At 57.2% G+C, this 23,735-nt stretch carries 21 protein-coding genes; 15 read left to right on the plus strand and 6 right to left on the minus strand.

Annotated elements, in window-relative coordinates:
* Positions 1-627: GlxA family transcriptional regulator (locus tag M0974_RS16085; RefSeq protein ID WP_297838649.1), on the plus strand; the 627-nt coding region annotated here is incomplete at its 5' end.
* Positions 628-667: 40 nt separating this feature from the next.
* Here the strand turns inward: M0974_RS16085 and M0974_RS16090 are convergent.
* The 3 genes from M0974_RS16090 to M0974_RS16100 all read right to left on the minus strand — a co-directional run bounded on the left by M0974_RS16090 (position 668) and on the right by M0974_RS16100 (position 2,856).
* Positions 668-1,852, minus strand: coding sequence for a type II toxin-antitoxin system HipA family toxin (locus M0974_RS16090; RefSeq protein ID WP_297838699.1), 1,185 nt, complete (start codon positions 1,850-1,852; stop codon positions 668-670).
* Between the two features lie 49 nt (positions 1,853-1,901).
* Complete coding sequence (locus tag M0974_RS16095) at positions 1,902-2,198, minus strand: helix-turn-helix transcriptional regulator (protein ID WP_297838651.1); 297 nt, start codon at positions 2,196-2,198, stop codon at positions 1,902-1,904.
* A gap of 265 nt (positions 2,199-2,463) precedes the next feature.
* A complete protein-coding gene (locus tag M0974_RS16100; protein WP_297838653.1) occupies positions 2,464-2,856 on the minus strand; it encodes a lysozyme inhibitor LprI family protein in 393 nt (130 codons plus the stop codon).
* Between the two features lie 240 nt (positions 2,857-3,096).
* Here M0974_RS16100 and M0974_RS16105 point away from each other — a divergent pair, with 240 nt between their 5' ends.
* From M0974_RS16105 to M0974_RS16130, 6 genes are all read left to right on the plus strand, one after another.
* Positions 3,097-4,074: a dipeptidase gene (locus tag M0974_RS16105; protein ID WP_297838655.1), complete on the plus strand. Its 978-nt coding sequence runs from the start codon at positions 3,097-3,099 to the stop codon at positions 4,072-4,074.
* Between the two features lie 82 nt (positions 4,075-4,156).
* Entirely contained in the window at positions 4,157-4,687 is a 531-nt protein-coding gene (locus tag M0974_RS16110) for a DUF5943 domain-containing protein (protein WP_297838657.1), read from the plus strand.
* 15 nt (positions 4,688-4,702) lie between these two features.
* Positions 4,703-6,763 (plus strand): dimethylglycine demethylation protein DgcA, encoded by a 2,061-nt coding sequence (gene dgcA, locus M0974_RS16115; protein ID WP_297838661.1) that lies wholly within the window; start codon positions 4,703-4,705, stop codon positions 6,761-6,763.
* Between the two features lie 161 nt (positions 6,764-6,924).
* Positions 6,925-8,898, plus strand: coding sequence for a dimethylglycine demethylation protein DgcB (gene dgcB / locus M0974_RS16120; RefSeq protein WP_297838664.1), 1,974 nt, complete (start codon positions 6,925-6,927; stop codon positions 8,896-8,898).
* On the plus strand, positions 8,898-10,118 hold the full coding sequence (locus M0974_RS16125; RefSeq protein ID WP_297838667.1) for an electron transfer flavoprotein subunit alpha/FixB family protein: 1,221 nt from the start codon (positions 8,898-8,900) through the stop codon (positions 10,116-10,118). The genes dgcB and M0974_RS16125 overlap by 1 nt, the downstream gene beginning before the upstream one ends.
* A complete protein-coding gene (locus M0974_RS16130) occupies positions 10,108-10,923 on the plus strand; it encodes an electron transfer flavoprotein subunit beta (RefSeq protein ID WP_297838702.1) in 816 nt (271 codons plus the stop codon). The genes M0974_RS16125 and M0974_RS16130 overlap by 11 nt, the downstream gene beginning before the upstream one ends.
* 453 nt (positions 10,924-11,376) lie before the next feature.
* Here the strand turns inward: M0974_RS16130 and gbcA are convergent, their stop codons facing one another.
* Entirely contained in the window at positions 11,377-12,675 is a 1,299-nt protein-coding gene (gene gbcA, locus M0974_RS16135) for a glycine-betaine demethylase subunit GbcA (protein WP_297838670.1), read from the minus strand.
* Positions 12,676-13,025: 350 nt separating this feature from the next.
* On the opposite strand from gbcA, the gene gbcB reads away from it, so the two are divergent.
* Positions 13,026-14,126, plus strand: coding sequence for a glycine-betaine demethylase subunit GbcB (gene gbcB, locus M0974_RS16140; RefSeq protein WP_297838671.1), 1,101 nt, complete (start codon positions 13,026-13,028; stop codon positions 14,124-14,126).
* 184 nt (positions 14,127-14,310) lie between these two features.
* On the opposite strand, the gene M0974_RS16145 is transcribed toward gbcB, so the two are convergent.
* Entirely contained in the window at positions 14,311-15,936 is a 1,626-nt protein-coding gene (locus M0974_RS16145) for a methyl-accepting chemotaxis protein (RefSeq protein ID WP_297838674.1), read from the minus strand.
* Between the two features lie 244 nt (positions 15,937-16,180).
* Here M0974_RS16145 and M0974_RS16150 point away from each other — a divergent pair, with 244 nt between their 5' ends.
* Positions 16,181-16,414 carry a hypothetical protein gene (locus M0974_RS16150; RefSeq protein WP_297838677.1) on the plus strand — a complete coding sequence of 78 codons (234 nt, stop codon included), beginning with the start codon at positions 16,181-16,183 and terminating at the stop codon, positions 16,412-16,414.
* Positions 16,411-16,713: a cell division protein ZapA gene (locus tag M0974_RS16155; RefSeq protein ID WP_297838680.1), complete on the plus strand. Its 303-nt coding sequence runs from the start codon at positions 16,411-16,413 to the stop codon at positions 16,711-16,713. The genes M0974_RS16150 and M0974_RS16155 overlap by 4 nt, the downstream gene beginning before the upstream one ends.
* A 105-nt stretch (positions 16,714-16,818) precedes the next feature.
* Here M0974_RS16155 and M0974_RS16160 read toward each other — a convergent pair whose 3' ends face one another.
* Positions 16,819-17,859, minus strand: coding sequence for a low specificity L-threonine aldolase (locus tag M0974_RS16160; RefSeq protein WP_297838684.1), 1,041 nt, complete (start codon positions 17,857-17,859; stop codon positions 16,819-16,821).
* Between the two features lie 94 nt (positions 17,860-17,953).
* On the opposite strand from M0974_RS16160, the gene M0974_RS16165 reads away from it, so the two are divergent.
* The 5 genes from M0974_RS16165 to M0974_RS16185 form a co-directional block, all read left to right on the plus strand.
* On the plus strand, positions 17,954-18,682 hold the full coding sequence (locus tag M0974_RS16165; RefSeq protein WP_297838687.1) for a TraX family protein: 729 nt from the start codon (positions 17,954-17,956) through the stop codon (positions 18,680-18,682).
* Positions 18,683-19,140: 458 nt separating this feature from the next.
* Positions 19,141-20,394 (plus strand): serine hydroxymethyltransferase, encoded by a 1,254-nt coding sequence (glyA, locus tag M0974_RS16170; protein ID WP_297838690.1) that lies wholly within the window; start codon positions 19,141-19,143, stop codon positions 20,392-20,394.
* Positions 20,395-20,409: 15 nt separating this feature from the next.
* A complete protein-coding gene (locus tag M0974_RS16175; protein ID WP_297838692.1) occupies positions 20,410-21,660 on the plus strand; it encodes a sarcosine oxidase subunit beta family protein in 1,251 nt (416 codons plus the stop codon).
* Between the two features lie 14 nt (positions 21,661-21,674).
* On the plus strand, positions 21,675-21,989 hold the full coding sequence (locus M0974_RS16180; RefSeq protein WP_297838694.1) for a sarcosine oxidase subunit delta: 315 nt from the start codon (positions 21,675-21,677) through the stop codon (positions 21,987-21,989).
* Positions 21,986-23,735, plus strand: a 1,750-nt coding sequence (locus M0974_RS16185; RefSeq protein ID WP_297838697.1) for a 2Fe-2S iron-sulfur cluster-binding protein, incomplete at its 3' end; no start/stop codon positions are given. The genes M0974_RS16180 and M0974_RS16185, both read left to right, overlap by 4 nt.

Consider the following 23,735-nt stretch of genomic DNA (forward strand, 5'->3'; position numbering starts at 1 on the left):
GGTAGTTTTGTCCTGGCCCAGGCGGGGCTGCTGGACGGCTATCGTCTGACCTTGCATTGGGAAGCGTTGGACGCGTTCAAAGAGTCGTACCCGCAGATGGTGGTGACTCAAGAATTGTTCGAAATAGACCAACGCCGTATCACTTCAGCGGGCGGCACGGCGTCCATCGACATGATGCTTGACCTCATCGGTCAGGCGCACGGGGCGGAGCTGGCGATCAAAGTGTCAGAGCAATTCGTGCTGGGGCGCATCCGCCCGCGCAAAGACCACCAGCGAATGCAGATCGCGACGCGCTTTGGCATCAACAACAAAAAGTTGGTGCAGGTTATCGGCGAAATGGAGCAACACACTGAGCCACCGCTCAGCACGCTGCAATTATCGGAAGGTATTCAAGTCACCCGTCGGCAGCTTGAACGGCTGTTCAGGCTGCACTTGAACGACACACCAAGCAATTTCTACCTCGGCCTGCGATTGGAAAAAGCTCGCCAACTGTTACGCCAAACCGACATGAGCGTGTTGGAAATCAGCATCGCCTGCGGCTTCGAGTCACCGTCGTACTTTACCCGCAGCTATAAAGGACGGTTTGTGAAGTGCCCGAGAGAGGATCGGCAGCGGTCGAGTGTGTAGGCCAAACACCATCCAATTACAGGGGGGAGAGAGACCATTTCTATAATCCCTTCCAAACCTCATTCAGAGCGACCAACACCTTTGCGCTGTGCGTCTTGTCTAGATCCAGTGTTTTGCTGACATCTGCCCACCCCGCAAAAGCATCAAGCGTCTGTTCGATATACAGCTCCGGTTTAAGAAAGCTGAAAGGCTGACAAACTTTTTTGAGTGCTTTGATTGAAGGTTTGCCGGCGCCAGCAAAGGCCGTCGTATGCTCGTTACCTCGCCCGCCCGTGCTGGAAAACGTCAGGTCATAGGCGGGCGCCATTCGCCAGCCGGTGGAGTCGCCAAGAAAAGCGAAGTTCTTCGCATGATCGTCGCGGTTGTGTGCCAAGGCGTTGAAAACCATCAGTCGGGCCATCTTTTCGACTTCGGCCGCGTCGCTGGTTATTGCCCAAGTCGCTCTGAGCAAGTCGCCATAGTCCAGACTCGGGGCACGGAAGTCGGCATAAAGAATTGCCGCCGCCGTCAGCATATGACGTTTGCGTCCCTGATCCCGATCAAAACGTTTGATTGCAAAAAAGCGTTCTGAGCCTGTCGCAGTACGAGCCTCAAGCAAGTCAGACTTTGGAACTTCGACCCCAGCTCGTCCAGCGATCAATGCATAAGCACGTTCAATGGCCCCTGTGTCCCTAGCCTCTTCTTGGCTACGAAACTTGACCATCCAGTGTTCGTAATCAAGGGGCATTTCGCCGAATGAAGAGATCGCCTGTCGCCGGTCAGCGGACAAACCAATGACTGCCTTGGGCCTCGCGCCACCCGGAGAGCCGCCCGCAATGCGCAAGGCGTTGAGCACGTCATCGGTGCCACCCGAGAGAATGTCCAGAGAGGCCTCATAAAGCGTAGCCAGATCGAGGTGTTCATCAGGGGCTGTCTTATCCAGCATAGGCAGGTATTCCAGCACTCCCATGCCTCGGTTGCCTATGTACGCCAGACGCTCCAGCGGGCCAATCGCGTGACGCGCCACGCCAAATTCCCTTTGGAAAAAACGATCCATGAGCAGCAGACCCCAGCCATCGGGCAGCGAATCGCTAAAGACGCCGTGCAACCCGTCGAACAGCTGGGTATCGGCCGCAGCTTGCGGTGTTGTCGAAAAATCCATGTGCAGAGGTACTAAATTGAATCCGGTTGCGAGCCAGGTGGGGTCGTAGGCGAAATAGATCCCTCTGCGGGGGACGCTGATCAACTCTCGACCTTTTTTTCCTGATGCATTACGGTAAGCGCTGTCACTGACTTCATTGGCGTCCCCGAATCCGTTCGTGGTTTTTGAGTTCATCCATGCTTTGCATGGTCGGCGAGGCGAACAAGTTTGCCAGTTGCTCCACCGCCCCTAAAGCCGTCGCAATCAGCAGTAACGCATCCAGAGACACCTTTCCAGTGGTTTCGAAACGCTTGATGGTGGGCTCAGGGACACCGGACTTCTCCGAAAGTGTCTTTCTAGAAAGGTTTTTGCTGAGGCGCAGGCGTTTTGCGTTTTCGGCGATCTGCAGGGCAATCTCACCGGGGGCGTAGAGGATGTGGGTGAGGGCCATGGGTGTAGCCATTGGGAGGATGTTGAGCGAGTATAGCAGTGAGTAAGCTTTATGCAGGCTTAGGAGATATCAGGATGTCTTCAATCGTCGTAAATCAGGAAGAAAAGACATTAAGATGTCTTTTATAAAGCTAGGAAAGGTTGCGACAGATCATATTGTGAGAGCTAATTCATTCGCGAAAGGGCCGGCACATTAAACATCGTCGGTGCCTGACCCAACGCCTTCGCGAATGAAGCTCCCGCAGGGGATTTGCGCCAAGCGCGAATCACTCAATCCCGATTGACTGCAAATACTCGGACCGTTCATCGCTATTCTGTGCGAAGCAGTCGTTTTGGGCGATCTGGAAGGCTTGGCTGCCTTTTTCATTGAGGAACGTCTGCACCGCGCAGTCGGCGTCGCGCAGTTTTACCCAAATATCCTGAGCATTTTTGATTTTGGCTAAATAGTCGCTGAGTTGCGGCGGGTGGGCGGCGTATTGCGAGCTGATGCGGTCAATCAGGTCTTTATAGGCGTTGTTCATTTCGCGATCAGCGGTGGTTCTGTTGAACGTGGAGCACTCAAAGCTCTGCTGAGTGGTCTCCACTTTGTCGCACGGCGTACCGTCTTCGGCTTGCGCGCTGGTCGCCAGCACTGCCAGAACCAATAACATTGACCTCATTTGCGACATCCTCGTCCGTTGTTTTACAACACTCGCCGACGATTTTGGCGCAGTGGGCGAGTAAAGAACAGCGCGCAAGCGGTCTATCCGGGCTAGCGGCGCCGACCCTTTGTCGCTTCTTGACGCTTTCGGCAAACCCCTTGTCGTTTTTGCACCCGGCTCGCTCAACCCTCAGGCTTATGCTGGCCCCAAAGCGCCGGCACACGATTCGGCGCATGAATCACTAAAGGGGACCGCCTGATGAGCCCAGCCGAATTGCATGCCGACAGTATCGTTATTGACGGGCTGATCATTGCCAAGTGGAACCGTGAGCTGTTCGAAGACATGCGCAAAGGTGGCCTGACCATGGCCAACTGCACCGTGTCGGTGTGGGAAGGTTTCCAGGCGACCATCAACAGCATCTGCACCAGCCAAAAGCTGATGCGTGAAAACAGCGACCTGGTAATTCCGGTGCGCACCACGGCGGATATCCGCAAGGCCAAAGAGCAGGGCAAGACCGGCATCCTCTTTGGTTTCCAGAACGCTCACGCTTATGAAGACCAGATCGGCTACGTCGAGATCTTCAAGCAGCTCGGCGTTGGCATCGTGCAGATGTGCTACAACACGCAAAACCTGGTCGGCACCGGCTGCTACGAGCGTGATGGCGGCCTGTCGGGCTTCGGCCGCGAAATCGTCGCCGAGATGAACCGCGTCGGCGTCATGTGCGACCTGTCTCACGTGGGTTCTAAAACCTCAGAAGAAGTCATTCTCGAATCGAAAAAACCGGTCTGCTACTCCCACTGCCTGCCGTCCGGCTTGAAAGAGCACCCGCGCAACAAATCTGACGAAGAACTGAAGTTCATCGCGGATCACGGCGGCTTTGTTGGCGTGACCATGTTCGCGCCGTTCTTGGCCAAGGGCATCGAGTCCACCATCGACGACTATGCCGAAGCCATTGAGTATGTGATGAACATCGTCGGTGAAGACTCCATCGGTATCGGCACCGACTTCACCCAAGGCCACGGCCAGGACTTCTTCGAGTACCTGACCCACGACAAGGGCTACGCCCGCCGTCTGACCAGTTTCGGCAAAATCATCAACCCACTGGGCATCCGTACCGTGGGCGAATTCCCGAACCTGACCGAAACATTGCTCAAGCGCGGCCATCCTGAGCGTGTAGTGCGCAAGATCATGGGCGAGAACTGGGTCAACGTCCTGAAGGACGTCTGGGGCGAATAACTCCCTAGTAATCCCAAGCTAATTAAATACCCCTCTGCCATTCGCGCAGAGGGCGTCACCCGAATTTCTGGAGTTTTACCCCATGGCTAAAATCGCCCCGCAACTGCCTATCGAAGTCGACAGCGAAACCGGTGTCTGGACCTCTGATGCATTGCCGATGCTGTACGTACCGCGTCACTTTTTCGTCAATAACCACAAGGGTATCGAAGAAGTCTTGGGCGCCGACGCCTACGCCGACATTCTGTATAAAGCCGGCTACAAGTCTGCTTGGCACTGGTGCGAAAAAGAAGCTGAATGCCACGGTCTGTCCGGCGTTGCGGTGTTTGAGCACTACATGAAGCGCCTGTCGCAACGCGGTTGGGGTCTTTTCAAGATCGAGTCCATTGATCTGGAAAAAGGCACCGCCAGCGTTCGCCTGGAACACTCCTGCTTCGTCTACGTGTACGGCAAAGTCGGGCGCAAGGTCGATTACATGTTCACCGGTTGGTTTGCCGGCGCCATGGACCAGGTTCTTGAAGCGGCGGGTAGCCCGATTCGTACGGTCGCCGAGCAGGTGTATGGCGGTTCGGAAGAAGGCCATGACGACGGCCTATTCATCGTCAAGCCGTTGTAAGTCGAGGTTTCTGTCATGGCTTTCGAAGCAATGTTCCAGCCGATTCAAATCGGCAAGTTGACCATCCGTAACCGTGTGTTAAGTACTGCGCATGCTGAGGTGTATGCCACCGACGGCGGCATGACCACTGATCGCTACGTGAAGTACTACGAAGAGAAAGCCAAGGGCGGCATTGGCCTGGCGATTTGTGGCGGTTCTTCCAGCGTGGCCATCGACAGTCCTCAGAGCTGGTGGAAATCGGTCAACCTGGCGACCGACAAGATCATTCCGCACTTCCAGAATCTGGCCGACGCCATGCATAAGCATGGCGCCAAGATCATGATTCAGATTACCCACATGGGCCGCCGTTCCCGTTGGGATGGCGATCATTGGCCGACGCTTCTGTCTCCGTCGGGCATTCGTGAGCCGGTGCACCGCGCGACCTGCAAAACCATCGAGCCAGAAGAAATCTGGCGGGTGATCGGCAACTACGCCAGCGCTGCTGCACGCGCCAAGGCCGGTGGCTTGGACGGTGTCGAGCTGTCTGCCGTGCACCAACACATGATCGACCAGTTCTGGAGCCCGCGGGTCAACAAGCGTACCGATGAGTGGGGCGGCAGTTTCGAAAATCGCATGCGCTTCGGTATGGAAGTAATCAAAGCTGTGCGCAAGGAAGTCGGTCCTGACTTTTGCGTCGGCCTGCGTATTTGCGGCGACGAATTTCACCCTGATGGCTTGAGTCATGAGGACATGAAGGAAATCGCCAAGTACTACGACGCTACCGGCTTGATCGACTTCCTCGGCGTCGTCGGTTCGGGGTGTGACACTCACAACACCTTGGCCAACGTTATTCCGAACATGAGCTACCCGCCTGAGCCGTTCCTGCACTTGGCAGCCGGCATCAAGGAAGTGGTCAAGGTGCCGGTGCTGCACGCACAGAACATCAAAGACCCGAACCAGGCCACACGGATTCTGGAAGGCGGCTACGTCGACATGGTCGGCATGACCCGCGCGCACATCGCTGACCCGCACCTGATCGCCAAGATCAAAATGGGCCAGATCGACCAGATCAAACAATGTGTTGGCGCTAACTACTGCATCGACCGTCAGTACCAAGGTCTGGATGTGTTGTGCATCCAGAACGCCGCGACCTCCCGTGAATACATGGGCGTGCCGCACATCATCGAAAAAACCACCGGTGTGAAACGCAAAGTGGTGGTCGTTGGTGCTGGTCCTGCCGGTCTGGAAGCCGCACGCGTGTCCGCTGAACGTGGGCATGACGTGACCCTGTTCGAGAAGAAAGACACCCTCGGCGGGCAGATCACCACCGCATCGAAAGCGCCACAGCGCGATCAAATTGCCGGGATTACCCGTTGGTTCCAGCTGGAACTGGCACGTTTGAAAGTGGATGTGCGTTTGGGCACCGCCGCAGACCCAGCGGCTATTCTCGACCTGCGTCCAGATGTAGTCGTGCTGGCCAACGGTGGTCATCCATTCCTGGAACAGAACGAACATTGGGGCGCGGCAGAAGGTCTGGTTGTCAGCAGTTGGGACGTGCTGGACGGCACCGTGGCGCCGGGCAAGAACGTGTTGGTCTACGACACCATCTGTGAATTCACCGGGATGTCGGTTGCCGACTTCATTGCTGACAAAGGCAGCCAGGTTGAAATCGTCACCGACGACATCAAGCCAGGTGTGGCTATCGGCGGTACGTCGTTCCCGACGTACTACCGCAGCATGTACCCCAAAGAAGTGATCATGACCGGCGACCTGATGCTGGAGAAGGTCTACCGCGAAGGCGACAAACTGGTCGCGGTCCTGGAGAACGAATACACCGGCGCCAAAGAAGAACGCGTGGTTGACCAGGTGGTGATCGAGAACGGCGTGCGTCCTGATGAGTGGATGTATTACGAGTTGAAAGAAGCCTCACGCAACAAAGGCCAAATCGACATCGAAGCGTTGTTCGCGATTCAACCGCAACCGTGCCTGAGCCAACCGGGCGATGGCTACTTGCTGTTCCGCATCGGCGATTGTGTGGCCCAGCGCAACATCCACGCTGCCATTTATGACGCACTGCGGTTGTGTAAAGACTTTTAAATCAATACCTCTGTAGGAGCGAACTTGTTCGCGATTGGGCGCGAAGCGGCCACAAAGGATGTGTTCATTTGATGAACGCCTGAAGGCCGTGCCGGCCTTATCGCGAACAAGTTCGCTCCTACAGTAAATGCGTTTCTCCGCGTTTCCGGTGGGAGCTCCACATGTTGAACACCCTTCTTCCCATCCTGTTGTTCGTCGCCCTGGCTTTGGCTGTATTGGGCGCGGTGCGGCGGATGATGCTGTGGCGCCAGGGCCGGGCGTCCAAGGTCGACCTACTTGGTGGCTTGCTGGCAATGCCCAAGCGCTACATGGTGGATTTGCACCACGTGGTAGCCCGCGACAAATACATCGCCAACACCCACGTCGCGACGGCGGGCGGTTTTGTGCTTGCGGCGCTGTTGGCGATCCTCGTCCATGGTTTCGGCTTACATAACCGCGTCCTCGGCTACGCCTTGTTGCTGGCTTCAGCAATCATGTTTGTCGGCGCTATCTTCATGGCGTTGCGTCGGCGCAATCCACCTGCGCGGCTGTCCAAAGGCCCGTGGATGCGCTTGCCGAAAAGCCTGATGGCGTTTTCTGTCAGCTTCTTTCTAGTCACCCTGCCCGTAGCGGGCATCCTGCCGGAAGACTTTGGCGGCTGGGTTCTCGTTGCGCTTCTGAGCCTGGGCGTTGCTTGGGGCGTGTCGGAAATGTTCTTCGGCATGACTTGGGGCGGGCCGATGAAGCACGCCTTCGCCGGCGCGTTTCACTTGGCCTGGCACCGTCGCGCCGAACGCTTCGGCGGTGGCCGTTCTACCGGTTTGAAACCACTGGACCTGAGCGACAGCAGCGCGCCATTGGGCGTAGAGAAACCCAAGGATTTCACCTGGAACCAACTGCTGGGTTTCGACGCCTGCGTACAGTGCGGTAAATGCGAAGCCGCATGCCCGGCGTTTGCCGCGGGCCAACCGTTAAACCCGAAAAAACTGATTCAAGACATGGTCGTCGGTCTCGCGGGCGGTACCGATGCCAACTTTGCTGGCAGCCCTTATCCAGGTAAAAAAATCGGCGAACACGGTGGCAACGCCCATCAACCCATCGTCAACGGCTTGGTCGATGCCGACACCTTGTGGTCTTGCACCACGTGCCGTGCCTGTGTTGAAGAATGCCCGATGATGATCGAGCACGTTGACGCTATCGTCGACATGCGCCGGTTCCTGACCTTGGAAAAAGGCGCGACGCCGAACAAGGGCGCGGAAGTACTCGACAACCTGATTGCCACCGACAACCCAGGCGGATTTGCGCCGGGCGGGCGGATGAACTGGGCGGCGGACTTGAACCTCAACCTGCTCAGCGACCTTTCTAGTCAAGGTCGGACCGCCGAGGTGTTGTTCTGGGTCGGTGACGGTGCCTTCGACATGCGCAACCAGCGCACCTTGCGCGCCTTCGTCAAAGTGTTGAAAGCGGCCAACGTCGACTTCGCCGTGCTTGGATTGGAAGAGCGCGACAGCGGTGACGTGGCCCGACGTTTGGGCGATGAAGCAACGTTCCAGATGCTCGCGAAACGCAACATCCAGACCCTGGCGAAGTACGATTTCAAACGCATCGTCACCTGCGATCCGCACAGTTTCCATGTGCTGAAAAACGAATATGGCGCGTTCGATGGCAACTATCACGTGCAGCACCACAGCACCTACATGGCTGAACTGATCGAAGCCGGCGCCTTGAATTTGGGTCAGCACAAAGGCACCAGCGTGACCTATCACGACCCGTGCTACCTCGGTCGCTACAACGGCGAATACGAAGCTCCGCGTGAGGTATTGCGCGCGCTGGGGATCGAGATCAAGGAGATGCAACGCTCCGGTTTCCGTTCACGCTGCTGCGGCGGTGGTGGCGGCGCGCCGATCACTGACATTCCTGGCAAGCAACGTATTCCGGACATGCGCATGGACGACATCCGCGAAACTGGCGCTGAGCTGGTGGCCGTGGGTTGTCCACAGTGCACGGCGATGCTCGAAGGCGTGGTCGAGCCTCGCCCACTGATCAAAGACATTGCTGAATTGGTGGCCGACGCTTTGCTGGAAGGCGTGGCGGTCAGCAAACCGTTGCCGCTCAAACAAGGTTCGACCAAACCTGAACTCGCGGAGGTGCACTGATGAGCGACATTATTCGCCGTGACCCTCGCGCTGAATGGATTGCCCGTAACCGTTTGCACCCATTGCATGCGGCGATGCAACCGACACAAACCAGCTGGATGGGTCCCAACGGCATCGTCCGCAAAGATGTGCACCACGTTGGCTTCATTGGCCCCAATGGCGTCAAACGTATTGATCGCAGCGGCGCGCAGCAGGGTGGGGCGGTTAAGCGCTCCTCAGCGGCTGAAGTGCAATTGCCGCTGCATCAGGTCGCGCAACCAGCGTTCTACATTTGCGTAGCCCCGGACATGGTCGGTGGCCGCTTGAGCGCTCACGACCGCGATCTCTTGGGCCTGGCCCATAGCCTGGCCGGTAAAGACGGCGCGGTATTGGCCGTGGTCTTCGGCGAACATAAAGAAACTACCTTCGCTACGGCGGGTGTTGACCGGCTGTTAGTGCTGGAAGGCAGTGAGTTCAGCGGTTATGCACCGGAACAACGGGTTCAGGGCCTGCGGGCTGTGGATAACCAATTCAAACCGCGCCATTGGTTGCTGCCTGACAGCCGCACCGGTGGTGGCGAATTAGGTCGGCGTTTTGCCGCCAGCTTGGGCGAGCGTCCAGCGACCCGTGTGTGGCAAGTAACGCCTGACCAGTGCATCGGCCGCGCCGGTGCCGGTCGTCAAGACTTGGCCGGTCCGCTAGCTCGGTTGATTCTGGCTGCCGTCGAATGCGCAGAGCCGGTCAGCGAAACCCGTCATGAAGCGTTGCCCGTGGAGTTATCCACAGCCGTGGCGCGCAGCTTGTCGCGTATCGAAGACCTCGGTGCGGTGGCAGTCGATCCGGCAGCCATTCCCATGGCCGAAGCGGAATTTATTTTCTCTGGCGGCAATGGCGTGAAGGATTGGGATCTGTTCCACCGTACGGCGGCCGCGTTGGGCGCCACCGAAGGCGCCTCCCGTGTGGCGGTGGACGATGGCTACATGGCGCGTGATCGTCAGGTCGGCGCCAGCGGCACGTGGGTCACGGCGCGGGTATATGTCGCGGTCGGTATTTCCGGCGCGATTCAACACCTTCAAGGCATTGGCGCTTGCGACAAAGTGGTGGCGATCAACCTTGATCCCGGTTGCGACATGATCAAACGGGCTGACTTGTCGGTGATCGGTGAAAGCGCAGAGATTCTAAAAGCGCTGATTGCTGCGATCGAGACTTACCGCAATGAGGGCAAACGTGATGCCGCTTAATTCGCTGCTTACTTCGAAGGCCCCTGTGGATAACAGCGCGATTCATGTGATCAGCCTGGTTTCCATCGGTGCGCACCCGACTTCTGGCCGCCCGCGCCGTGCCGAGCAAGACGCGCGCGCAGTAGAACTGGGTCTGCAATTGGCTGGGGATAACCTGCACGTATTGCATGCCGGCAACGTCGAGGAGCCTGCACTGCGGGCTTATCTCGGCATGGGGCTGGACGAACTGCATGTACTGGAACAACCAGAAGGCGCGGATGCATTGCCCGTCTTGGCTGAGTATTTACGGGAGGCGAACGTGCAAGTAGTGCTCACCGGCAGCCAAGCTGAAACAGGCGAAGGCTCAGGCTTGCTCCCGTTTCTATTGGCTGAAAAGCTCGGCTGGCCGTTAGTGGTCGGCTTAGCGCAGGTTGAATCCCTGGCAAACGGCGTGGCCCATGTGCTGCAAGCATTGCCACGTGGTCAGCGACGTCGATTGAAAGTGCGTCTGCCGTTCTTGGCGACTGTGGATAACGCAGCACCCAAGTCCCGGCAAAGCGCCTATGGCCCCTCCCAGCGCGGGTTGCTCGCGGCGGAGCAGGTTGAAGTGGTCGTTGACGAACTGCTCGCCGCCTCGTCGCTACAGCCAGCGAAACCACGGCCCAAACGTCTGAAAGTGATCAAAGGCAAAAGCGGTGCGGATCGGATGAAAGCGGCTACGGCCAAAGCTAGCGGCGGCGGTGGGCAAGTGCTTAAAGGCGTCAGTGCCCAAGCGGGTGCTGAGGCGATTTTGAAGCTGCTGATCGAAGAGGGCGTTGTTCGTTAGGTAGCTTTCGCGGGCAAGCGCGCTCCTACAAGGTTTAATTGCGGTCGCGGTATTGAAATATTTGCCCACAATCTCTGTTGGCGCTTCTGTGGATAACATGTTCACGGTCCTCTGTAAGCCACGTCTTGCGTGGCTTTGCTCGATGCGGTTAAAAAACAACCAATAGTGTTTCAGAAGCGTACTTCTGGATAAGTCACGGTTTTTCTTGAGTTTTTCCACAGGCGAAAACCGACTTGCCCACAATTACTGTGGGTGGTCCTGTGGATAAGTTGTTGGCGAAAGGCTGGGGAGTGCGGCGGGGTTGGTGTTGGCGGGTGTTGGTTGAATTTTGATCTATGTGTCAAAAATCTTCGTGAATGAATTCACTCCCACAGGGAATAGGTGATCCCCTGTGGGAGTGAATTCATTCACGAAGCAGACGGCGCGGGATATCAGGCATACCGCGACAGCCCTTTACTCGTGATTAACCGCAACACCTTTCAAATAAGGCGCTGGCGCCGCGCCGAGGTTTTCCAGCATGCGGGCGCTGTACCAATCCACAAAGTTCACCACGCCAAACTCATAGGTCTTGGAGTACGGGCCTGGCTGGTAAGCGTCGGAGTTGATGCCGCGCTGGTTTTCTTCGGCCAGACGACGGTCTTGGTCGTTGGTGGCATCCCATACTTGGCGCATGCGGTCGACGTCGTAATCCACGCCTTCAACTGCATCTTTGTGCACCAGCCATTTAGTAGTGACCATGGTTTCCTGCGCGCCCAGCGGCCATACCGTGAAGACGATGATGTGATCGCCCATGCAGTGGTTCCACGAGTGCGGCAGGTGCAAGATGCGCATCGAGCCCAAGTCCGGGTTCTTGATGCGGCCCATGAGCTTTTTGCTGCCCACCTTACCGTCGATGGTCATCGACACGGTGCCTTTGAGCAGTGGCATGCGCACGATGCGGTTACGCAGCCCGAAGCTGGCGTGAGCGTAAGGAATCTTCTCGGCTTCCCATGCAGCTGCGGACGCGGCCACGTGGTCCTTGAACGCCTGGTCAGCGCGGGGGTCGGTAACGTCGTCCCATTCCAGCAGGGTTTTCAACAGTTCTGGGTGCGACGCGTTGCAGTGGTAGCACTCGCGGTTGTTTTCCAGCACCAGCTTCCAGTTGGCTTTCTCCAGCAAGGTGGTGGTAATCGCCACCTTGGTGTTCTCCATGTCGTACGGTTCCATGTAGTGAGTCAGCGTCTGCAGGAACTCGTCGATAGCTGGCGGCGTTTGCGCCAGGCTAATGAAGATATAACCGCCTGCAGTTTTCACGTTCACTGGCTTGAGGCCGTACTGCTTCATGTCGAAGTCGGCACCCATTTCGGTACCGGCAAACAACAGGCGCCCATCAAGCTCGTAGGTCCACTGGTGGTAATGACACACCAGCTTGGCGACTTTTCCCTTGTCGCTGGTGCACAGCCGCGAACCGCGGTGACGGCAGACGTTGTGAAACGCGTGCACTTGGCCTTCGGCGCCGCGGACCACGATGATCGGGTTTTTGCCGACCTGCAGGGTGATGTAGTTACCTTTAGTCGGGATTTCGCAGGTCATGCCCGCGATCAACCACTCTTTTTGAAAGATTTCCTGCATGTCGATTTCATAAAGCCGTTCATCGCTGTAGAAAGGCTGCGGTAGCGAAAAAGTGCGTTCGCGGTTCTGCAGCATCTCGGCGGTGGCCTTACGTGCAGGTTCCAGCGGATCGCCCAAGCTCAAGGTTGCGGTGACGTCCATCTTTCAAGTCCCTCATGACCGTTTTTGAGCGGTCGGCGAATGTGGCTAATACGGTTCTTTGTAGCCTGTAGCACGCAAGGTGTCGGTACGTTTGCCGCCCATGCTTATGAATGGCGTTCTTACAGATTTCTTATAAAAAAGCACACAACTAATTAACCGCGAGTGTGAGGTCGGGCGCTGACCGATCCTTATCCATGGGCGACATGGCCGAATCCGTTTCCGACGCGCCAACCCCAGTAGTTGGGGGCTGGTTGCCATAAGTACGTCAATGTCGCAGATAGGTAAGTGAACACGCTGCGCCTTACGCAGAATCCGCACCATAAGGTCGACATTCGACCGTGGAGATAAGCATGTCCAATAGTTTCCTCAATCCGGTAAATACCCAGACATGGGCTAATGGCCGCCACCCTGTGCGCGTCGTCAAGGTGATTCAGGAAACCTGGGACGTGCGAACCTTCTGCTTCATGGCCGACCAGCCGATCATGTTCTTCTTCAAGCCCGGCCAGTTCGTGACATTGGAGCTGGAAATTGACGGCGTGCCGGTGATGCGCTCCTACACCATCTCTAGCTCACCGTCGGTGCCATACAGCTTCTCGATCACCATCAAGCGAGTGCCCGGCGGCAAGGTGTCGAATTACCTGCACGACACCCTGCATGAAGGACAGGAGCTGGCAGTACACGGACCGGTAGGTCTGTTTAATGCCATGGATTTCCCGAATCCGAAGATTCTGTACCTCAGCGGCGGCGTCGGCATTACGCCAGTGATGTCCATGGCGCGCTGGTTCTACGACACCAACGCCAACGTCGACATGGTTTTCGTGCACAGCGCCCGTACGCCCAAAGACATCATTTATCACCGCGAACTGGAACACATGGCATCGCGGATTGATAACTTCAGCCTGCACCTGATTTGCGAAAAACACGGCCTGGGCGAACCATGGGCCGGTTATCGCGGGTATTTGAATCAGAAAATGCTTGAGCTGATGGTTCCGGACTTTCTGGATCGCGAAGTGTTTTGTTGCGGGCCTACGCCGTACATGAGTGCGGTCAAGCGTCTGTTGGAAGCGAATGGCTTCAACATGGCTCAGTACCATGAAGAGTCGTTTGGCGCGACACCACCAGAAGCTCGTGCAGATGCGGTCGAGCAAGCCGAAATCGCCGCAGACGCGCCGGAAATTGATTTGGCGGACCTGCACCAGGTGGAATTCATTTCAGCTGGCAAGAGCATCCGTGTGGCGCCGGGCGAAACCGTCCACGCCGCGGCTGCAAAGCTTGGCCTGCTAATCCCCAAAGCCTGCGGCATGGGAATTTGCGGTACCTGCAAGGTAATGAAGCTGGGCGGCGAAGTGGAAATGGAGCACAACGGCGGCATCACCGACGAAGACGTGGCCGAGGGTTACATCCTGTCGTGCTGCAGCGTGCCCAAGGGTGATGTGCGGATCGACTTCTAGCCGGTCTGACACAGTGGGTCTTCGCCCCCCCGGTTCGGTGGGAGCGAACTTGTTCGCGAATGCAGCACCGCGGTGTTTCAGACAAACCGCGCCGCCTGCTTCCCGAACAAAGCTACGCGCCCCGGTTGGTCCCACATTGTCGGCATGGCGCTAGACCTGCGTGGGTTGCCCCAACAGATTCAGGTCACAACTTAAAGCGCTGAACCATGCTGTTCAGGTCTACCGCCAAGCGTGATAGTTCGTTGCTGGCAGTACTGGTCTGACTGGCACCTGTAGCCGATTGTACCGACAGATCACGGATGTTCACCAAGTTGCGATCCACTTCGCGGGCCACTTGCGCCTGCTCCTCGGCGGCGCTGGCGATCACCAGGTTGCGCTCATTGATCTGGACGATGGCGGCATTAATCGTGTCCAGCGCCAAGCCGGCGCCTTTGGCGATGTTCAGCGTCGACTCAGCGCGCTCGGTGCTATTGCGCATGGAGTTCACGGCCTGCTCGGTGCCGCCCTGAATGCTGCCGATCATGCGTTCAATTTCGCTGGTGGACTGCTGGGTACGATGCGCCAGCGCCCGAACTTCGTCGGCCACCACCGCAAAACCACGACCCGCTTCACCGGCACGTGCAGCTTCGATGGCGGCGTTGAGCGCCAGCAAGTTGGTCTGATCAGCCAAGCCACGAATCACGTCGAGCACCTTGCCAATATCCCGGGACTCATTGGCCAGGTTGCCGATCAAGTCCGCTGTGCTTTGCACGTCGCCGGTCATGCGTTCGATGGCGCCCACGGTTTCCATGACCAATTCTCGACCATCGCCGGCCGATGTGGTGGCGCTTTTCGATGCGTCGGAGGTGCTTACGGCGTTGCGGGCGACTTCTTCTACTGCGGTTGTCATCTGATTGACCGCCGTCGCAGCCTGTTCGATTTCTTTATTTTGTTGGGCCAAGCCCTTGGCGCTTTCGTCGGTGACAACGTTCAGTTCTTCAGCCGCCGATGCCAACTGAGTGGCGGAGCCTGAAATGCGGTGCAGTGTGTCGCGCAGCTTTTCCTGCATCTTTTGCATCGCTTTCAACAGACGACCGATCTCGTCGCTGCCTTCCACTTTGATCTGGCGCGTGAGATTGCCCTCGGCGATGTCCTCCGCAACCAGCAATGCTTCCGAGACCGGGTGCGTAATGCTGTTGGTCAACAACCACGCAAACAGCATTGTTAGAATGGTCGCGATAATCAGTAATCCCACCACCATGTTGAACGCCAGCGAGTACTGGTCAGCCCCTGCCTTATTGGCAATGTCCATTTGGTTGGTGTTGATGTCGACCAGCTTAGTCAGAATGACATTCATCTGGTCCGAGTTTTCTTGCAGGTCGACATTGAGCAGCGTAGCCAATTCGTCGTATTTGTTGGCACGGCTCAGGCTTTTCATGCGGTCTTCAAATTGCCGATACTGACTGACCAATTGCTGGAATTGGTTGTACGTCGCACGCTCTTCAGGGCTATCAATCAGCTTTTCATACACGGCTTGAGCGTCAGTGACCATTTGGTCGCGCTTGGTTATCAAATCGATGATTTTTTCCTGAATCGCCGGATCACGAGTGACCAGCAGGCGAAATGACAGCACGCGGAGCCGCACGCTGTGCTCCACCAACTTGTCCAGATTTCTGATACTTGGCACGGTGTTTTGGCTGACCTGCAGGCCAGAGGTGCGGATCGAGTTCATCTGCATCAAAGCAAAGATCCCAAGGATCAGCATTAATGCGCCGATCAGGGAAAAACCAAGGAATGCGCGCGGTGCGATGTTGATATTTCTTAGGGACATAAGATTTCCAAGAGTGGCGCATTCCGTGCGGCGAGGAGCAAAAACGAAGCAGTCTGTATCACCTATCGGACACAAGACTAAAGTCTTGAGCTGGCTTGGCGGGTATTTATCGCTTTTCAGGTCGGTCTGACGAGTTGCAGGAACCAGATACCGAAAAGGCAGTCAGTTAGCTCTCGTTATACGTTTACGCTGCGGTGACTTTTCTTTATCGTGTGCGCCCTTGAAATTTGCCTGAGAAATCAAAATGTTGGAAGAGTCCCTGAGTCAATTGGAACAACTGGTTGGTGAGCTGGTGCAGCAGAATCAGACCCTGCAAAGCAGCAATGCGCAATTGAGCGCGGAGTTGGCGCAAGTGAAGGATGAAAACGACAGCCTGCAGCTAAGTTTGCTGGAACAGGAAGAGAAACAGGGCGCAACCGCCACGCGCATTCAGGCACTGGTTGACCGTGCCACTCGCGTCACCGCTGTCAGCGCATGAGTATCGACAGGGACGGGATTAAAGTCGTCTCGATTCTGGGCAACGACTATTCGATCAAGGCACCGGTCGGCGAAGAGCGGACCCTGTTGGACGCGGCGGTCATGCTCAAGTCAGCCTTGGCAGACACCAAGCGTAAATACCCGACGCTGATTGGTGACAAGCTGTTGGTATTAGCTGCGTTGAACCTGTGTTCGCAACAAATCGAACTCAAGCAGCAGCACAAAAAGGAACTCAACCGTTATCAAGAGCAAGTCAGCGCCACGGTTGAAGTGATCTCCAAGACCATCGCCCAAGGGTAAGGGACACATTATCTGTAGGAGCCAACTTGTTGGCGAAGACATCAACCCAGTGTGTCAAACACACCGCCTCGCCAACAAGTCGACTCCTACAGAGGCTTGCCACCCCTACGCCTGCATCACCAACCGGATATCCGCTGCCAGCTCACGCACGCGGTCTTCTTCGGTGTCCCAAGAACACATGAACCGTGCGCCGCCATCCCCGATGAAGGTATAGAAGCGCCAGCCTTTGTTGGTCAGTGCTTTGATCGCCGGTTCTGACATCTGCAAGAACACACCGTTGGCTTGCACCGGGAACATGAGTTCTACGCCGGGAATGTCTTTCACCAGCTTCGCGAGCAGTTGTGCGCAGTGGTTGGCGTGCCGTGCGTGTTTGAGCCAAGCGTCGTTTTCCAGCAGGCCGACCCATGGCGCCGACAGGAAGCGCATCTTCGACGCCAGTTGCCCAGCTTGTTTGCAGCGGTAATCAAAGTCTTCAGCCAGTTTGTGATTGAAGAACAGAATGGCTTCGCCGACGGCCATGCCATTCTTTGTCCCGCCAAAGCACAGCACATCGACGCCTGCTTTCCACGTCAACTCAGCTGGGCTGCAATCAAGAAAGGCGCAAGCGTTGGAAAAACGCGCGCCGTCCATGTGCAGGTTCAGGCCCAGTTCTTTGCAGGTGGCGCTGATCGCTTTGAGTTCTTCTATCTGATAGACGCTGCCAACTTCGGTGGCTTGGGTCAATGTCACGACCCGCGGCTTGGGGTAATGAATGTCTTTGCGCTTGAGGGCGACTTCGCGAATCGATTCTGGGGTCAGCTTGCCATTTTCACTGCGGGCGGTCAGCAGCTTGGAGCCATTGGAGAAGAACTCCGGCGCGCCGCATTCGTCGGTTTCGACGTGGGCGGTTTCCGAGCAGATGACGCTATGGTAACTCTGGCACAGCGAAGACAGGGCCAGTGAGTTGGCTGCGGTGCCGTTGAAGGCGAAGAACACCTCGCAGTCGGTTTCGAACAATTGACGGAAATGATCGGAGGCGCGAGCGGTCCATTCATCATCACCATAAGCGCGCTGGTGACCTTGATTGGCCTGTTCCATGGCGGCCCAGGCTTCGGGGCAGATCCCGGAGTAGTTGTCGCTGGCAAACTGCTGGCTTTTATCTGTCATGGCCGACTCCCTGTGATCGATTATGGTGCGCACTGTAACCAGAATCACTGGCTCAGGTCATGCGTTGTTCTGTTTTGCCGGACCGTGGAGCGTTATGAAACCGTTGCAAACGATGCCAAGAGACACCGCATTGGACCTGTTGAAATGGTTGGCGATGCTGAGCATGGTGCTCGACCATCTGCGTTATGTGGGCTGGTCGTTGAACATTCTATACGTGCCGGGCCGCTTGGCCTTTCCGTGGTTTTGCCTGGCGATTGCCGCCAATCTTGCGCGTAATAAACAGGGGCAGGGCGTTCAGTGGCGTTATTTGGGCTGGATGGTCATTTTTGCTGGCGTGGCGGAGCTGCCATATCGACTGTACATGGCTGAGGAGGCCACGACCTTAAACGTGATGCCGACCCTGGCATTGGGACTGCTGGTGGCGCGGGGTTGGCGCGATCGAAGCGCATCGGCGGGGCTGCTGGCATGTGCGGCGATTCTGGTGGCGTGGGTGTTCCGTGGGCAAATAATGTTCGACTTCTACGGGGTGTTGTTGCCTCTGGCGTTCTTGCTGGTGCTGCGCGGGCCTTGGTATGCGGCGCTATTGCCGGGTGCTGTGTGCCTGGCGAGTAATGCCTGGCCAGAGATGCTCGCCGGTGCCAGCTGGGGCGACCCGATATCGATTGGCGCGATTGTCGTGTGTTTGTTTGGACCGCTGATCGGGCTGGCTATTCTGCGTTCACGGCCGTCTATCGGTGTCTGGCCCATGCGGCGCTGGGCGTATGCGATCTATCCGCTGCATTTTTTGCTGTTGTTGGGGTTGAGACATCTGTTGGTGGAATAAATGGGGCAATCGGCTGGACCGCGTCGGCCCCTTCGCAAGCAAGCTTGGCTCCCACAGTTTGAGTAAGTCTCACTTCCTATGGGAGATTCTATGTTTGGGGGCAATCCACAGATCCCGGTGGGAGAGAACTTGTTCGCGATAGGTAGCGCCGTGGTAGGTCTGATAAACCTGGCCGTCTGCTTCCCGAACAAGTTCGGTCCCACCGAATCTCAGCATGCCGCCGGATTTGGGGCAATCCACAAAATCTGTGGGAGCCAAGCTTGCTTGCGAAGAGGCCCTGTCTGACACAGCACGAAGCCACCAATTATCTCTGCGCGCCAAGCCATGTCGTAAACGCACCTTTGCGTGGCGTCCATGGGCATTTGGTCTGTCTGCGTCGGACCTACCATCGCATCCAAAGGGCGCTCTACAAGCCCTATCGATAAGCCAGGCGCAGCGCCGCCGCTGGGAGAACCGCGATGTTCAGCAAGCTAGACCAAATCCAAGGTTATGACGATGCACTGTTGGCAGCCATGAATGCCGAGGAGCAACGCCAGGAAGACCACATTGAGCTGATCGCTTCGGAAAACTACACCAGCAAACGCGTGATGGAAGCTCAAGGCAGCGGCCTGACCAACAAATACGCCGAAGGCTATCCGGGCAAGCGCTACTACGGCGGCTGTGAGCACGTCGACAAAGTAGAGCTGCTGGCCATCGAACGCGCCAAGCAACTGTTCGGCGCCGATTACGCCAACGTGCAGCCGCACTCCGGCAGCCAGGCGAACGCCGCTGTTTATCTGGCCCTGTTAAATGCAGGCGACACCGTGTTGGGCATGAGCCTGGCCCACGGCGGTCACTTGACCCACGGCGCCAAAGTCAGCTTCTCCGGCAAACTCTATAACGCGGTGCAATACGGCATCGACACCACCACCGGCCTGATCGACTACGACGAAGTCGAGCGTATTGCCGTCGAAAGCAAACCGAAAATGATCATCGCGGGTTTCTCGGCTTACTCGAAAACCCTCGATTTCCCACGTTTCCGCGCCATCGCCGACAAAGTGGGTGCTTACCTGTTCGTCGACATGGCCCACGTTGCCGGTCTGGTGGCTGCTGGTCTGTACCCGAACCCGCTGCCGTACGCTGACGTGGTGACCACCACCACCCATAAAACCCTGCGCGGTCCACGTGGTGGTTTGATCCTGGCCAAGGCCAACGAAGAGCTTGAGAAAAAACTCAATTCTGCGGTATTCCCAGGTGGCCAAGGCGGCCCGTTGATGCACGTCATCGCGGCCAAAGCGGTGTGCTTTAAAGAAGCCATGGAGCCTGGCTTCAAGGTTTATCAGCAACAAGTCATCGACAACGCCCAGGCCATGGCGCAAGTGTTCATGGACCGTGGCTACGATGTGGTGTCCGACGGCACCGATAACCACCTGTTCCTGGTCAGCCTGATCCGTCAGGGCCTCACCGGTAAAGAAGCTGACGCTGCCTTGGGCCGCGCGCACATTACCGTGAACAAGAACTCGGTACCGAATGATCCACAATCGCCGTTCGTGACATCGGGCCTGCGTATCGGCACCCCGGCTGTGACCACGCGCGGTTTCAAAGTGACCCAGTGTGTCCAATTGGCCGGCTGGATTTGTGACATCCTCGACAACCTCGGCGATGCCGATGTCGAGGCCAATGTTGCCAGTCAGGTTGCCGCTCTGTGCACCGATTTCCCGGTTTATCGCTGAGTCAGGAGTAGATCCATGCAGCATTACTCAGGCTTCGGCCTTTTCAAGCACTCCCTCAGCCACCATGAAAACTGGCAGCGCATGTGGCGCACGCCGACCCCGAAAAAAGTCTACGACGTAGTTATCGTCGGCGGCGGCGGGCACGGTTTGGCCACGGCTTATTATTTAGCCAAAGAGCACGGCATCACTAACGTGGCCGTGGTCGAAAAAGGCTGGTTGGGCGGTGGTAACACCGCGCGCAACACGACGATCGTGCGCTCCAACTACTTGTGGGACGAATCGGCTCACCTGTACGAACACGCCATGAAGTTGTGGGAAGGCCTGTCGCAGGACATCAACTACAACGTGATGTTCTCCCAGCGCGGCGTCTACAACCTGTGCCACACCCTGCAAGACATGCGCGATTCAGAACGTCGGGTCAGCGCTAACCGTCTAAACGGCGTGGACGGCGAATTGCTCAACCAGAAACAGGTGGCGGAAGAAATCCCGTACCTCGATTGCTCGAAAAACACCCGTTACCCGATCATCGGCGCCACCGTTCAACGTCGCGGCGGCGTTGCTCGTCACGATGCCGTGGCATGGGGCTTTGCCCGTGCCGCTGACGCCTTGGGCGTGGACTTGATTCAACAAACCGAAGTCATCGGTTTCCGTAAGGAAAACGGCGTGTGCATCGGTGTTGAAACTAACAAAGGCTTCATCGGCGCCAAACGCGTCGGTGTGGTGACTGCTGGTAACTCGGGTCACATGGCCAAACTGGCGGGTTTCCGTCTGCCGATCGAATCTCACCCGCTGCAAGCGCTGGTGTCCGAGCCGATCAAACCGATTATCGACAGCGTGATCATGTCCAACGCGGTTCACGGCTACATCAGCCAGTCCGACAAAGGCGACTTGGTGATCGGCGCCGGTATCGACGGCTGGGTTGGCTACGGTCAGCGCGGTTCGTACCCAGTGATCGAACACACGATTCAGGCCATCGTCGAGATGTTCCCGGTGTTGTCCCGTGTGCGCATGAACCGTCAGTGGGGCGGCATCGTCGACACCACGCCAGACGCCTGCCCGATCATTTCGAAAACCCCGGTTGGCAACATGTTCTTCAACTGCGGTTGGGGCACCGGCGGCTTCAAAGCCACGCCAGGCTCAGGCAACGTGTTTGCCGCGAGTCTCGCTAAAGGCGAAATGCACCCATTGGCAAAACCGTTTTCCATCGACCGTTTCCACAACGGCGCACTTATCGATGAGCATGGCGCGGCAGCCGTAGCCCACTAACAGGAGAAATACCTATGTTGCACATCTTCTGTCCTCACTGTGGCGAACTGCGCTCTGAAGAGGAATTCCATGCTTCGGGCCAGGCTCATATCCCGCGTCCGCTGGACCCGAACACCTGCACCGATGCTGAGTGGGGCGACTACATGTTCTTCCGCGATAACCCACGCGGTGTGCACCACGAGTTGTGGGATCACGTTGCCGGTTGCCGTCAGTACTTCAACGCAACCCGCGACACTGTGACCTACGAAATTCTCGAGACTTACCCGATTGGCGCCAAACCGCAGTTCACCGCAAAAGCGGCGACGAAGGTACTGGGAGACAAGGCATGAGCCAGAACAATCGCCTGCCTAACGGTGGCCGTATCGACCGTAGCAAGGTGCTGAACTTCACCTTCAACGGCCAGAGTTACCAAGGCTTCGAAGGCGACACCCTGGCCGCAGCATTGCTGGCCAATGGCGTCGACATCGTTGGCCGTAGCTTCAAGTATTCGCGTCCTCGCGGGATTTTCGCAGCCGGCTCCGAAGAGCCGAACGCGGTGTTGCAGATCGGTTCGACCGAAGCCACGCAAATCCCTAACGTGCGCGCCACGCAACAAGCGCTGTACCAGGGTTTGGTCGCCACCAGCACCAACGGCTGGCCGAGCGTGAACACCGACGTGATGGGGATTCTGGGCAAGGTCGGCGGCAAGCTGATGCCGCCGGGCTTCTACTACAAAACCTTCATGTACCCGCAATCGTTCTGGATGACCTACGAGAAGTACATTCGTAAGGCGGCAGGCCTGGGTCGTTCGCCGACCGAGAACGACCCGGACACCTACGACGCGATGAACCATCATTGCGATGTGCTGATTGTCGGCGCTGGCCCTGCGGGTCTGGCTGCGGCATTGGCTGCTGGTCGTAGCGGTGCTCGCGTGATTCTGGCGGACGAGCAGGAAGAATTCGGCGGCAGTCTGCTCGACAGCCGTGAAAGCCTTGATGGCAAACCTGCTGCTGAATGGGTTGCCTCGGTGCTGGCTGAGCTGAAAAGCCTACCGGACGTGATTTTGTTGCCGCGCGCAACCGTGAACGGCTACCACGACCATAACTTCCTGACCATTCACGAGCGCCTGGCCGATCACCTCGGTGACCGCGCGCCAATCGGTCAAGTGCGTCAACGTATGCACCGGGTTCGCGCTAAACGTGTGGTTCTGGCAACCGGTACTCACGAACGTCCGCTGGTTTACGGCAACAACGACGTGCCGGGCAACATGCTCGCCGGCGCTGTTTCCACCTACGTCCGCCGTTACGGCGTGGCACCGGGCAAAAAACTGGTGCTGTCGACCAACAACGATTACGCCTACCGCGTCGCGTTGGATTGGCTCGATGCCAGCCTGCAAGTGGTGGCCATCGCTGATGCCCGGAGCAATCCTCGCGGCGCGCTGGTTGAAGAAGCGCGGGCCAAAGGCATTCGCATTCTGACCTCCAGCGCTGTGGTTGAAGCGCGTGGCACCAAACGCGTTACGGCTGCACGGGTTGCGGCTATCGACGTCAAAGGCCATCGCGTTACCAGCCCAGGCGAGTGGCTCGATTGTGATTTGGTTGCGACTTCCGGTGGCTATAGCCCAATCGTTCACTTGGCGTCCCACTTGGGCGGCAAGCCGATCTGGCGCGAAGACATCCTCGGTTTTGTACCGGGCGAAGCACCGCAGAAACGCGTGTGCGTCGGCGGTATCAATGGCGTGTTCGGCTTGGCTGATGCTTTGGCCGACGGCTTTGAAGGCGGCGCTCGTGCGGCCAATGAAGCCGGGTTCAAGATCGTCGAAGGCACACTGCCCAAAGCCTTGACCCGTTCGGAAGAGCCTACCCTGGCGCTGTTCCAGGTTCCGCACGAAAAAACCACTGCGCGGGCGCCGAAACAATTCGTCGACCTGCAAAACGACGTCACCGCCGCCGCCATCGAACTGGCGACCCGCGAAGGCTTCGAGTCGGTTGAACACGTCAAACGTTACACCGCATTAGGTTTTGGTACCGATCAAGGCAAACTCGGCAACGTTAACGGTCTGGCGATTGCGGCCCGCTCGTTGAACATGTCGATCA

Origin of the sequence: Pseudomonas sp. (assembly GCF_026224925.1) — a bacterium.
Lineage (GTDB): Bacteria > Pseudomonadota > Gammaproteobacteria > Pseudomonadales > Pseudomonadaceae > Aquipseudomonas.

Coding starts and splice junctions, on each gene's coding strand:
- M0974_RS16130 (WP_297838702.1), top strand. CDS start 10,108: ATGCCGCTTAATTCGCTGCTTACTTCGAAGGCCCCTGTGGATAACAGC.
- glyA (WP_297838690.1), top strand. CDS start 19,141: ATGTTCAGCAAGCTAGACCAAATCCAAGGTTATGACGATGCACTGTTG.
- M0974_RS16110 (WP_297838657.1), top strand. CDS start 4,157: ATGGCTAAAATCGCCCCGCAACTGCCTATCGAAGTCGACAGCGAAACC.
- M0974_RS16175 (WP_297838692.1), top strand. CDS start 20,410: ATGCAGCATTACTCAGGCTTCGGCCTTTTCAAGCACTCCCTCAGCCAC.
- dgcB (WP_297838664.1), top strand. CDS start 6,925: ATGTTGAACACCCTTCTTCCCATCCTGTTGTTCGTCGCCCTGGCTTTG.
- M0974_RS16100 (WP_297838653.1), bottom strand. CDS start 2,856: ATGAGGTCAATGTTATTGGTTCTGGCAGTGCTGGCGACCAGCGCGCAA.
- M0974_RS16155 (WP_297838680.1), top strand. CDS start 16,411: ATGAGTATCGACAGGGACGGGATTAAAGTCGTCTCGATTCTGGGCAAC.
- M0974_RS16105 (WP_297838655.1), top strand. CDS start 3,097: ATGAGCCCAGCCGAATTGCATGCCGACAGTATCGTTATTGACGGGCTG.
- M0974_RS16125 (WP_297838667.1), top strand. CDS start 8,898: ATGAGCGACATTATTCGCCGTGACCCTCGCGCTGAATGGATTGCCCGT.
- dgcA (WP_297838661.1), top strand. CDS start 4,703: ATGGCTTTCGAAGCAATGTTCCAGCCGATTCAAATCGGCAAGTTGACC.
- M0974_RS16165 (WP_297838687.1), top strand. CDS start 17,954: ATGAAACCGTTGCAAACGATGCCAAGAGACACCGCATTGGACCTGTTG.
- M0974_RS16145 (WP_297838674.1), bottom strand. CDS start 15,936: ATGTCCCTAAGAAATATCAACATCGCACCGCGCGCATTCCTTGGTTTT.
- gbcB (WP_297838671.1), top strand. CDS start 13,026: ATGTCCAATAGTTTCCTCAATCCGGTAAATACCCAGACATGGGCTAAT.
- M0974_RS16160 (WP_297838684.1), bottom strand. CDS start 17,859: ATGACAGATAAAAGCCAGCAGTTTGCCAGCGACAACTACTCCGGGATC.
- M0974_RS16180 (WP_297838694.1), top strand. CDS start 21,675: ATGTTGCACATCTTCTGTCCTCACTGTGGCGAACTGCGCTCTGAAGAG.
- M0974_RS16095 (WP_297838651.1), bottom strand. CDS start 2,198: ATGGCCCTCACCCACATCCTCTACGCCCCCGGTGAGATTGCCCTGCAG.
- M0974_RS16150 (WP_297838677.1), top strand. CDS start 16,181: ATGTTGGAAGAGTCCCTGAGTCAATTGGAACAACTGGTTGGTGAGCTG.
- gbcA (WP_297838670.1), bottom strand. CDS start 12,675: ATGGACGTCACCGCAACCTTGAGCTTGGGCGATCCGCTGGAACCTGCA.